The following is a 12,104-nucleotide window of genomic DNA, read 5'->3' as shown; positions in this document are numbered from 1 at the left end:
GATCACCACGTTGGTTGACGAGCCCAGACCATTATTTYGCCTGATCTCGAGACCCGAAACTTTACCAGATAAACCTTCAACAAAATTTGATGAGCGTGTTTTACTTACCTCTTCGCCCGATACCTGCTGGGCAGCATAGGCTTGCTGGTTACGTGTACGGGTTAAACCAAGGGCGCCTGTTACAACCACTTCGCCAAGTTGCTGGCTTGAGGTAGTTAATATAACATTCAATGGAGTAACATTTGCAGGTACCGATTGAGGAACGTAACCAATAAAGCTGAATGTTAAAACTGTGCCATCAGGAACCGATAAGGAGAATCTTCCATTTGCGTCGGTTTGGGTTCCGGTTGTGGTGCCCTTAATGCTTACTGATACGCCTGGCAGCGGTAAGCCATCTTCTTTGGCCGTAACCTTTCCGGTTACGGTATGGTTTTGCGCAAATAGCTGCGTTACAGCCAACCACAAAATGCACAAAGTCGTAAGTAGACTTTTTTTCATGAATAGATAGATTAGTTATTAGTTAAAACTTTGAGGGATAAACCTACTGGAGATTTATAATAAAATCAATTAATAATTGTAACGTTTCCTTTACATAAATATTATTAACCTCAAAGAATATTTTTCAATGAGATAATATAACATTTCGCTCATTTGTTCGTTCTTATCAATGACTAAAAACATTTAGTTAATAATAAGACAGTTAATTAAGTTAATTAGAACGGGGAAAATGCGCGAGGCATTTTCCCCGTTTATTTTAATATCGGTTTAAAACAAAATTTATTTAATCAATTAACCACAAGCGCATTGCAAATGAAAAAATGATTTACCCTTCAAATGCAACGCCGTTAACACTCTCCGTGAATGCCGAGGGGAGGGGTATTCAAACAGTATTTTTTTCGATAATAATAATCATAGCTGAAAGCCAAAACGAATTATTATCAAGTATATATTATATAAAAAGTCACTATTTAATACTATTTTCTTTAAAAGTAATTAATTTGTTACAAAATTCAAAAACCTAATAAATAACGTGTTAATAAAAAAAGAGCGCGTTGGTAACACGCCCTTAGTCAACCGCAAACAATATTGGCAACTATTTCTCGTTGCTCATCGAAAAATGGGTACATCAGCATCTCTTGTACCTCGGGGTTTTAAAATACAATATTGGGAGTGAAATTAAACTGAGCGCCGCGGATTTCTTGCTGAAATTGAGCGCAAGCATTCATGAACAAGAAGCAAGGTATAATCTATAAGCTTAAAGCTTAATCATCTTCCCATTATACACAACATTCCCGTTTAAGGCAATTACATAAACATATATACCGGGATTAAGATTTACGGGAATAACATTTTGAAGGTTATTGAGTACTTTGGTCATACTAAGCTTACCGCCTGCATCATAAAGTTTAAAATCATAATTATTAATATCGCCGCTTAAAACAGTAAATTCTGTATTTACCGGGTTAGGAAAAACGGCAAACTGCCTGCTTTGCAAAACAATGGCCCTGGCCAGGTCCGAATAAATAACCTGGTTATCTCTTGTTATTAATTTAGCCCTGTAGTATTGAACATGCTTTGGCGCTGCATCTGTAAACTGGTAGCTAAGCTGATTTGTTACTATGGACGTTGTACCTATTGCTGTAAAGGTATCGGCCCCGGTCATTTTTTCCCAGGTGATTGTTTTAAGATTTAACACGCTTCCCAGGCTAAGGCTCAACAGCACTTTATTATCAGCAACATTTGCCAGCAATGTTTTAACATAACAGCCAACACCCTGCACCGTAGCATCTATAGTATAGCCTTTTAACCCTTCAAAACCATTCCCTTTGGCGCTTACCGCAAAATATTTTGACGTTTGCTGCTCCGTGGGAATAATGAGCATAGTATCGGTTGTTGTTTTAAGTTGCTGCAAAAGGTTATCTTTTATGCTATAAACAACATAGCCGGTACTACCTTCCCGGGGCGACCAGTGTAACAAAGTTCCGTTTATGCAATTATAGCCCACATTAAGATTAACAGGTTTTGAAATATTAAATTCTGCGCTCACCTGTGCTTTGCCATCAATATCCATTTTAAACATAGCAGTGCCGAATATATCCGGAGCTGTCCAGGTATAATTGTTGCTCTTGAGGTTAACTGTTTTGATTGCCTGCCAGGTTAAACCATGGTCGTAGCTTACGCTAAGCTTGCCGGTTGTTGTATTATATGAGCTTTGCCAGCGCAGGTAATTAACATCAGCTGCAAAAAGCTGGCTGGCGACACTGGGATATATCCACTCAAACTTATCGGCTGGGGCTACCTGATATGCAAAATAGAACTTTTGCGAACCCGAAGGAATTTTGCGTCCCTTTACGTGTATAGTATATGTACCGGCTACCGGGTTTATCATGGATACTTGTTCGGTATTATTTAATGTGTCCCGTTGCCGTTGCGCTGGCTTTTGCAGGGAGTCAATAGCGGGATAGGAGCTCAAGGTCCAGGGTAAAATAGTTTTCCCATCAGGAGTTGAAACATACAGGTCAAGATCATTAACCAATGCATTGGGCGCATTAAGCACTGCAGGCAAATCATTCCAGGCAATTGATACTTTAAGTTCGCGGCAATTTGATGGTACCGTTATACTGATGTCTTTTTGCTGGCCATCAATTACAGAGCCATTGCCAAACCTGCTCTCCTTTATAGTACGCAAAGCTTCAAGAGCATTTAGCCTGCCATAGCCGGTTTTAAAATCAATCGCCGTATTGCCAATATCATCTGCTGCATTAATAAGCACACTTTTAATTAAAGCTGCCGAAGGTAAGTGCCCATATTGTAATTTATATGCCTGTTGCAATAAGGCAATGGTACCCGATACCAGCGCTGCTGCGCCCGAGGTTCCATCTTCACCATCAGCTACAAGTTCGGGTTTTATACGGCCGTCATAAGCCGGGCCGGCCGAACTCAGGTCCTCAGGTAAATTGGTACGGCCTGTTCCGCCTATTACAAAAACATTTTTAGCCTGTTTAAAATCGCCCGATAAATTTGCTGTACCCGCCAAACCGTTATAAATCCCGGTTGATGGCGCCGTTGTACCAATATTTCCAGAGGAGAATACGTGAATAATGGTGTCATTATCTGCTACCTGTTTATCATAGGCTACGGCTTCGGCTCCATAATAGTTTTCTATGCCTGTTCCATAGGAGTGATTTTGCAGGCTGATATGGAATGTCTTAAAAATGGCTATACTATCGGGGAATAAATTACTAAAGTTTGAAGACGTAAAGCGCACCTGGGGTGCAGCACCAAGTCCTTTTATAAATGAGTTTCCATTACCGCCAATGAGTGTGGCCATAGTGGTGGCGTGCCCCGAATTTGTTGCGGATGCCGGAAAAGAATCAAATGACCTTCCAAGCAAATCAAGATCATCATCGTACCGGTCTTCTTTAATACTTACATTTATACCCTGCCCGTTAATTTCGGGATAATTACTGCCGATAGCATTTATAGCATTAGCGCCCAGGTCAATATCGCTTATTGATAGTTCTTCATGCGCCTGCCGGGTGTTATCTGCAAAAATCACATACTGCTGCTGTAGTATTTCCTTTAGCTTATTTATGGGAATACTTACGTTAACCCTATTTCCATTTGTGCCTGTTATCTTCCCATACTGCGCTACCTGGCTGATAGCAGCTGGGTTACTCACCGTAACATCAACGTTGATCAGTCTATTGCTATTTGGATGTTTTTGAGAAAACAGAACCAGGTTATCTGATGCTTTCCATAATGAATTAGCCGGTGCCGCGGCAGCAACATTCCCGCCTGGTTCAACAACTATAGTTGAGGCTACTATGTAATAGTTATAAGAAATCCTTTTAACAATACGGCTTCTTTCCTGGTTGGCAGCTGAAGGTTTTAAGAATTTAACGACATAATATTTAAGCGAATCGGCAGCAGGCATGTTACTTGCCGACGCGTAAAGATCAATGACCATTTTATCGCTGATAGGTTTTTGCGACCAGGAATATTTAAAGCATAAAATTAGAATAACACAAAACAGGAACTTTTTACCCATGCTTTAAATAAATAAAAATAAGGAAGGGCAATGCCCTCCCTTATAGTAGATTCATATAGTACAAATGTATGAGCCGGATACTTTTTTAATACAAATAATTTAAAGCAATTTTATCGTTTGGATTAAAAGTACGGTCGGTGCCGTCAGAGCAAGCCAGCATCCATGACGCCGCATCTGCTTTAGTTGGGGTGCCTGGGATATTAATTGCACCAATACCAGCGCTTCCTTCATTTGATCTGCGTCCGCCGCAGCTAAATGCACGGTTCATGTAATCGGTGTGCCTAAAACCAATGCAATGCCCTATTTCGTGCTGCAAAACCGAGGTAAGGTAATTCACATCCGGGTTGGTGCCATAAGCCTGGGCATTGGTATTCATTTGGATTTGGTTGTAAGGATCGCCGGATGATGTAGGGAAACCCGATGAGCCCAATGTGATATAACCGCCGCTTGGCCCTTCGTTAAACCCAATAACCTGGATATTGCCGCCACTGCTTACTATCTGAAAAGTGATTGTAAGGCCTAAAGCATTGTAGCGGGCAACTGCATTACTGGTAGCGGTTGCGTAAACCGTTGGTAAATTTGAAACAGAAATCGTAATTGTTCTTGGCAGGTTTTTAACCAGGTTTGTGGTTCGGTACTGCTCTGTTTCGGCAATCCTTAAATTAGGACTGGTGCTGGTTTCTGATAAGTTGGCGGTTGTTAAAAGAATATCGCCCTCAACCAAATAACCGCCGTCCCGTTTTTTGACATCATCGGTGCTAAACCCAAGGTTGGCTATGCTTTTTAATACATCGGCCGAAACTTCGTCGCTCTTTGGAGCCGGTTTGCTGCTATTCTTTGTACAGGAAAAGAACATAGATGCACTAAAAGCTACACCTAAAGCAATTGTTAGTAATACCTTTTTTTTCATGTTTTTTGTGTTAAATTATTTTCATAAAGTTTCCCTCTTAAGAATTATAATTGGCTGGCCAGCAATTGAAAACAGTAAAACTTTATCAAAAAGCTATACCTCCTCAACAATTAATTTATAATTACAAGTTAATTCTCAATTAATTGTAAATTAACTTTAATTTTTCAAAAAACAAATGTTGGATAAAAAAAGTTATCGGTTTCATCGTTATCAATAACGCTAAAGAATAGGTCCTTTTAAAGGGCCAGTTTAAATTCTATTGATAGCGTGTTTTATACTTCTTGCGTCATGGGGGTAGTGACAAAATTCCGCGGATTCTGAACGAAAGAATGACAAATCGACGAAGACTTACGAAGTTTTTAAAACTTCGTAAGTCTGGGGTTCTACAACAGGTCATAAGCACGCAGAGATCCGCAGTTAATATCTGTAAACATGCTTAACCCATGCTATTTAATAGCGGGTGTATATTGGTAAACCACTTCATAAGGCTTCCCTTTCAATTTATCTGATAACTGCCCTATTGCCAGGTTTTGGCTTTGAGGCGTTGGTTCGCAAAGCGAATAAATTTTCCCTTTGTAAATTATAGGGCTGCCAACGGGTTTATCAAACTGCACAGCCATAGTAATGTGTGTAGGATACAAAATGGCAATCATGGGTAAATTATAAATTTCCTTAACCAGGTAAAAAAACAAAGCGGCCCTGTCATCGCAATCACTATATTTTTCAAACAATGTTTCTTCGGGCGATAAGCGTTTTTCTTTCCCAAAGTTCTGCTCATCAGTTTCATATAAAAAAGCATAGCGGGTAAACCGCATTAAGTAGTCCACCCCCTTTTTTTGATTCATTCCTTTTATATTTTTTCGCAACAGCGGGATAAGCGATCCGTAGGTTTCTTTAGTCAACGGAATATTAAAATACGATCCAAAATCAACTACCGGGTAGTTTTTAAAAATGGCTTCCACCTCCCTGTTCAGTTTTATATTAAAATAATAAACCTTGTTATGATAGGTAAACTGCAATTCCTTCTCAAAGTAATCTTCCGGTTTAAAATCAGGCATCGTTTTTATATTATAGGAAAAAGCATTTACAGCTTCCGGAATATTTACAGGTACAGGTACCGGCGGGTCCAGGTTAAGATCGGTATTTGCATAATCATGATAATTTAGGCATACGTACTTTTTATTATCAAACTTGAAGAATGGAATATCTTCCACCTGCTCATTATTAAAAACGTAAAATATTACCTTATTTGATGTTAAAGCCAAACGGGCATCGTAGCCMGATTTGGTCAGCAAAAACCACTTATACAATGTATAACTGCTATAATTGCTTTCCTTAGGACTAATTTGCTGTGCTACTTTGCGGATCAACTGATAATAAAGCCAGTCGTTTAAATGATTCCTCTGCTTATAGGCCGTTAATGAATCAATTACAGGTTTATAATTCCCGGCATTTACTTTCGTATAAAATGATGTTACAACCTGCGGCGTTAATTGTACCGGAACATCAACCCATATGGTACTGTCTATTTGGCTATTAAAAGTACCCTGGTAAAACTCAATGCAGATCCTTTGATCTTTGCCCTGGCCGTAAACTGCTGACAGTGTAAAGATCAGCAACAATGTATATAATACATTAATATGCCTGATCATGGAACTTTATAATTGGTTATATTAAAGCTACTGATAATAAAACAGCTTTGTATATTATATTTTAACACAAAATATACCCTCACTTAACATTAACTCAACATGCTGTTTAGCTTCTATAAGCCCTGAATTGGAATTTCAATCAATAAAAAATCCCCCAGGCTTTCAACCTGAAGGATATTTATTTAAACGGGAAAGGAGATTCCGGTTTAAAATATCATTAACCTATTATTTACTTGCGCTCCAACCATCACTCCAGCCATTGCCGCCCGAGTTTTTCGCGCCTTTTACCAGTGCATCATATTTTACACGCTGTTTAGGTGTTAAAACAGTTTTGATCTTTTTAATGGTAGCGCTACGCAAAGGCTCAATGGCAACCACCATTTTTGCATTATCACCGTGAGTATCGGCTTTTATCTTTTCAAATTTTTCTGATGACTCCTTGTAAATAGCCGCTATTTTAGTGGTCTGCACGTCAGTAAGTTTCAACTGTTTTTGCAACTCTTTAGCTTTTTCTTCGGGCTTTGCAGCAGCTACATTATTTTGTGCATTACTTGCTGCTGTTAATCCGATTAACATACAGCACACTAACAATAATTTTTTCATCGTTTAAGTTATTTTATTTAAATGTAGCTGATTTTAATCGAATATTAAAAAATGCATACAATGAACTTTTAATATAAATATACTGCCTACTTCATTTTGGCTGTCATGGGCATACAAAGCGACATATCCTGCTTATCTATAAATGTTAATTTGGCAAGCTGGTTTGCTTTAAATTGATCTACCCCTTCGGTAATGTGCAAAAACTGGTTGGGTAATACATTTTTAAAATATTGAACGGTGCCGCTTCCGGCCCACTTTATTTCAATTTCATCAATTGATTTGGCCCGGCCTATCCCGATTTCCTGCCTTAACGGAGATGCCCCAAAACTGCCGCCCGAATTTACATCTTTATAAACGCTTCTTTTAACGCCGTTTTCTGTAAATGTTAGTTTAATATGGCTGCCTATGGCCGCTTTATTTGCTTTTACACCGTCAAGCTTTAAACTTATCCAGTTATTATCATTGGTTTCGGGATTAAGGTATAACGAACTGGTATACGAATCGCCGATATAAGCTCCCCCCATTTCGGCAAATATATCCTGTCTGCCAACATTTCTCAGATCGGCGAAAGCAATGCCATGCCCCTTTTGCAAATTGCCTAAACGCGAAGATGTTGTTATATCAATAAATTTTTTCCCGCCAACATTCTTAAACATTTTGTTAGGCACCAATGACCTGAAATCGGGGTTGCCTGTTCCAAAATACATATCAAGGTAGCCATCGTTGTCAATGTCGCCAAAGTTGCCCCCCATACTGTATACCACTTTATCTAACCCAACCTCTTTGGTTACATTGGTAAAAGTGCCGTTCTGGTTATTTTTATATAAGAACACATTACCTGCATTAGGTACGGGATGTCCTGATGCTGCAGCCGCGCTATAATATCCCAGGGAGTATTTAAACTGGTAGTCGCTTACGATAATATCTTGCCAGCCATCATTGTTATAATCATAAAACCAGGTTGTAAACGTCCGCTCTTTATTTTGCGCAATCCCCGCCTGTTCAGTAACATCTTCAAATTCAACACCCCCTCCTTTTATGCCTTTATTTTTGAGCAGGTACTTATTGCCGGTCATGGTTGAAATAAAAATATCCGGGTAGCCGTCATTATTATAATCGGCCGATGTAACGCCTTTTACAAATGATACGATATTGCAATGGGCGGTCTCGGTAACATTGGTAAAAGTGCCGTTATGGTTATTAATATATAATGCACAGGGAGATGAATTTGCATCGAGTATTTGGGTTGAGGTTTCGGTACCCACAAAAACATCAAGCCAGCCATCATTATTAAAATCGGCCCAGGTGGCTGTTTGGGTAGGATGAAAGAAAAGCAAGCCGCTTGGTATGGTTACATCGGTAAAGGTGCCATCGCCGTTATTACGCAATAACGAGCTGGGCTGATTTCCAAATCCCCTGGTGAGCCAGGCTCCCCTCAACACAAAAAGATCGACGTTGCCATCATTATTGAAATCTGTTTGCTGGATATTTAACCCTCCTGTTATCCCGGTTAACCCGCTTTGCTCTGTTTGGTCGCYAAATGTGCCGTCCTTGTTATTTTTAAAGTAGTGCATAGGATCGCTCAGGTCCCATCCCGATGTTATGATATCCAGGTATCCATCATTATTAAAATCATCAATAGCAACACCACCCGCGCGGCCATTAACGTTAAGACCTAAGCTTGGGGCAATGTCTTTAAAAGGTTTTATGCTTGCTACGCTATCAGCATTCAAGCCTGGGATCAACAAGTTTTTGGGCACTTTTTGCGGGTATTCGCCCAGCGTCATATAGGCTATGTTAATAAGCCATTTTGATTCCAGGTCATCGGGATGCATTTTTAACATGGTTTTGTAGGTTTCAATTGCTTTTCTCGAACCGGTCTGGAGCTTATGAACACCATCATTTTTAATTGGGAATATACAGGACGAGCCGGTATGATTAAGCATACAATTGCTGCGCTCGCCAAGGCGCATGTAAGCAATGCCCGATTCAGAGAAGACGGCATCTGTTGGCATAAAATCCAGTTTACTCAATACATTTTCATAAATATTAACGGCCTGTTGTTCTTCCCCTTTCATGAGCAGAAGCGATGCCTTTGAAGCCCACAGGTATGAATCCTGATTATTAATCCCAATTTTGAGTACCGAATCGCAATATGCAATCTTAACTTCGGGGTTAAATGGGTTTTGAATATTATTATTCTTTTGCTTAATTCTTTCAAGTATTTGAACCATTTCGTCATGCGAAGAGCTTTGACTTGATGCGATTATAGTGAAGCCCAACGCTACAACGAGCGTTGATGCCAGTATTATTTTTAATTTCATATGGTTGTTTTTACTGCAGTTGTAAACCTCCCGGCTTACATTACCTAAAGTATTGATAAATTAGCCTAATGCCCTGGCATACAAAGCATCATAACAAATTAAAGCTGATTAACGGGTTGCCGGATTTGAAGTGGAATGCTGTAATTTATTTGCAGGCGCCAAACACAGGGCACAGGTACCTGTCAATTAAAATACATTCAAATACACCAAATGGGCATACCCAAAGTGAATTAAATGAGGAGGAATATTAGCAGGAAGTTTTGGGTGGTTGTTCAGGAATATCCTGGTGGTAATGAACCAGGGACTGTACGGGTTGCACAACATTTTGCCGCACCTTTTTTATAGGGCAATTAAACTCAAACTGTACAAAGGACAAGCTGAGGTTATCCAGCATTATTGATTTACCATACGGAACATGATTTTTTTGAGATACAGGTATATCTTTAAGCTCTTTGGCATTTACTACATTATTATCAGCCGGTCGGGTAGTTTCGTAATTGGGAATGCACATCAAGTGAATAGCGTTCCTGGTGATCTTCATTTTTACGTAATTGTAACTGGTGTTACCAAACATGATCTGGCCGGCTATATTTTCAAAGCGTTTCCAGTCATGTATACCGGGCAGGTTAATAGGAATTGCTATTTCGGTAAGATCTTTAACATCATATAAACCTTTGCCAATCTGCTGGTTGTAAAACTTATCTGTTTTATAAACCAAATACTGATGCACTGCCAGTTGTCCCCCGATATTCAGGAGGTAAATGTTTAGCAATAACAATGCAATAAACTTTTTCAAGCCGTTTTTTTCAGGTAATGATTTATAAATATGGGGTTTATTATTTATAAATCAAAATAAGTTGAAATTACAAATATCGCGCTTAATACAATACATAGCGTTTCTGCTTAAACCTAAATCGGGTTTATATAAGCTTAATCATCATCATCCTTACCGGCCAGTTTTGCGGGATAAGCTTTTTTGCCTTTGGCTGCATACCATAGTATCCGGTTCAATACATCATCGTTTCCGCCGTCAATATGATCATACTCGGGCAATGATGATAATTGTGCATAATGTAGTGCCGCCCCCTTTAAAGAAGATAGCTTTGGATTAATATTATTGATAGCTACCTTGTTCTTTAAGCTTTTATAGGTATAATTTGATGGTTTATTTGTAAAGCAATCAAACATGGGTATGGCCGTAGCATCTATAATATTCATTGGTGGTATACCTAAAATTTGTTCAATAGACCTTACCATGCAGGTTTGATTATAGTTTTTAGAAACCTTGCCCTGCAAACGGCTGTAAGGACTTATCACAAAGCCGGTGGTACGGTACGCCGATACATGGTCCCAGCCCGCCTGAGAGTCATCCTCGGTAACAAAAATCACGGTGTTTTTCCAAAATCTGCTCTTTGATACTGACTCCACTATGCGGCCAAGGGCCAGGTCGTTATCGGCTACCATAGCTTCGGGTGTTGGCATGCCTGGTCTTGTGCCAACGGTATGGTCTGATGAAAGGGCCATTATCATTAAATTGGGGAGTTGATCGCCGGGCTGCTTTTCATAATCATTTAGTTCTTTAATAAAAGCCGATGCACGCAACTGCTCATTGATCCGATGATCATCAGAACCGGGAAAGTTTTGTGACAACATGGGCCTTACCCGCGATATGGTGCTGGTATTGGTAAACTTAAAGGGACTCCCAGCCATGTAATTATTATAAATATCCGTCCAGGTGAGTTTATTATCAAAATGCGGCTGGCATGCTTCGCCATATATCCTCGCCGTTTTTCCGTGATCTGCGGCATTGTTCCAAATAAAGCCATTGCCATCATAAACCAGGGCATCTTCCTGCACATGAGGATAACTCCTGAACCATGAGCGTACACTTTTTTCAACATAGTCAGTAACCATAGCGGCGTCCGTCCATTGGTGCCCTTCGGCCGAGCATTTGCCCGATGCATAATAATTATCCAACAGTAAAAAATTCCGTGCAATGTCATGCTGGTTTGGCGTGATGCTATCGCCATAGATACAAAGCGATTTCATCCCGTTACCTTCGGGCATATCACCTAAAACCTGGTCGTAAGTACGGTTTTCTTTGATGATGTATAGCACGTGTTTAAAAACCGAAGGTTCGCCAATACGTTCGGGAACAGGGCGTGCCGGAATATTTTTACGGGGCAGCAACTGTGCAATTTCCTGCCTGAAGCTTAGGTTAAGATCCTTCACCCTTTTAGTATATTGTTGCAGCTGTTTATCACCGGGTAAGGGGATAATAGATACTGTTGCCTTTTGATGGTGCGAATTATAAACCCCTGCCGGGTTATTACTTAATTCGGCATCAAGGCCCGCTTTGCTTACTTCTTTGCTGCTTACGCGCGCGCCTTCGCCCTCAAGGTTAGTAACAAACAAGGTATTATCACTTACAGCAAGCCCGCCGGGATAGGCTTCCGTTGGGATAAAACCCTTTACCTCGGTGTTACCAGAACCCTTACCGGAAGATTTTGAACCCAGTTTTACCACAGCCACCGCATTATCAAGCCCATTGGCTACATACAAAG

The 12,104-nt window shown here is 40.0% G+C and carries 9 protein-coding genes; 1 reads left to right on the top strand and 8 read right to left on the bottom strand.

Annotated features, from left to right (window positions below; translation table 11 throughout):
* The 6 genes from AC1DPZ_RS14435 to AC1DPZ_RS14410 form a co-directional block, all read right to left on the bottom strand.
* On the bottom strand, positions 1-498 hold a 498-nt coding region (locus tag AC1DPZ_RS14435), incomplete at its 3' end, for a carboxypeptidase-like regulatory domain-containing protein (protein ID WP_477404508.1).
* 757 nt (positions 499-1,255) lie between these two features.
* Positions 1,256-3,970 carry a S8 family peptidase gene (locus AC1DPZ_RS14430; RefSeq protein ID WP_477404506.1) on the bottom strand — a complete coding sequence of 905 codons (2,715 nt, stop codon included), beginning with the start codon at positions 3,968-3,970 and terminating at the stop codon, positions 1,256-1,258.
* A 166-nt stretch (positions 3,971-4,136) separates the two neighbouring features.
* Positions 4,137-4,961, bottom strand: coding sequence for a M57 family metalloprotease (locus AC1DPZ_RS14425; protein WP_477404504.1), 825 nt, complete (start codon positions 4,959-4,961; stop codon positions 4,137-4,139).
* Between the two features lie 446 nt (positions 4,962-5,407).
* Positions 5,408-6,613 carry a hypothetical protein gene (locus tag AC1DPZ_RS14420; RefSeq protein WP_477404502.1) on the bottom strand — a complete coding sequence of 402 codons (1,206 nt, stop codon included), beginning with the start codon at positions 6,611-6,613 and terminating at the stop codon, positions 5,408-5,410.
* Between the two features lie 225 nt (positions 6,614-6,838).
* On the bottom strand, positions 6,839-7,216 hold the full coding sequence (locus tag AC1DPZ_RS14415) for a hypothetical protein (RefSeq protein WP_477404500.1): 378 nt from the start codon (positions 7,214-7,216) through the stop codon (positions 6,839-6,841).
* An 86-nt stretch (positions 7,217-7,302) separates the two neighbouring features.
* Entirely contained in the window at positions 7,303-9,540 is a 2,238-nt protein-coding gene (locus AC1DPZ_RS14410; RefSeq protein WP_477404498.1) for a CRTAC1 family protein, read from the bottom strand.
* Positions 9,541-9,608: 68 nt separating this feature from the next.
* Here AC1DPZ_RS14410 and AC1DPZ_RS14405 point away from each other — a divergent pair, with 68 nt between their 5' ends.
* Positions 9,609-9,791 carry a hypothetical protein gene (locus AC1DPZ_RS14405; protein WP_477404496.1) on the top strand — a complete coding sequence of 61 codons (183 nt, stop codon included), beginning with the start codon at positions 9,609-9,611 and terminating at the stop codon, positions 9,789-9,791.
* On the opposite strand, the gene AC1DPZ_RS14400 is transcribed toward AC1DPZ_RS14405, so the two are convergent.
* A complete protein-coding gene (locus AC1DPZ_RS14400; protein ID WP_477404494.1) occupies positions 9,788-10,336 on the bottom strand; it encodes a hypothetical protein in 549 nt (182 codons plus the stop codon). The genes AC1DPZ_RS14405 and AC1DPZ_RS14400 overlap by 4 nt on opposite strands.
* A gap of 134 nt (positions 10,337-10,470) precedes the next feature.
* On the bottom strand, positions 10,471-12,104 hold a 1,634-nt coding region (locus tag AC1DPZ_RS14395), incomplete at its 5' end, for an alkaline phosphatase family protein (protein ID WP_477404492.1).

It is taken from the genome of Mucilaginibacter sp. P4_G9, assembly GCF_056400985.1.
Note: the sequence above shows the minus strand (reverse complement) of the source record. Positions and strands in the feature narration are given on the sequence as shown.

Excerpts from the sequence above, each read along its gene's own strand:
- AC1DPZ_RS14430 (WP_477404506.1), bottom strand. The coding sequence starts at position 3,970 with ATGGTCATTGATCTTTACGCGTCGGCAAGTAACATGCCTGCTGCCGAT.
- AC1DPZ_RS14425 (WP_477404504.1), bottom strand. The coding sequence starts at position 4,961 with ATGAAAAAAAAGGTATTACTAACAATTGCTTTAGGTGTAGCTTTTAGT.
- AC1DPZ_RS14415 (WP_477404500.1), bottom strand. The coding sequence starts at position 7,216 with ATGAAAAAATTATTGTTAGTGTGCTGTATGTTAATCGGATTAACAGCA.
- AC1DPZ_RS14405 (WP_477404496.1), top strand. The coding sequence starts at position 9,609 with ATGCCCTGGCATACAAAGCATCATAACAAATTAAAGCTGATTAACGGG.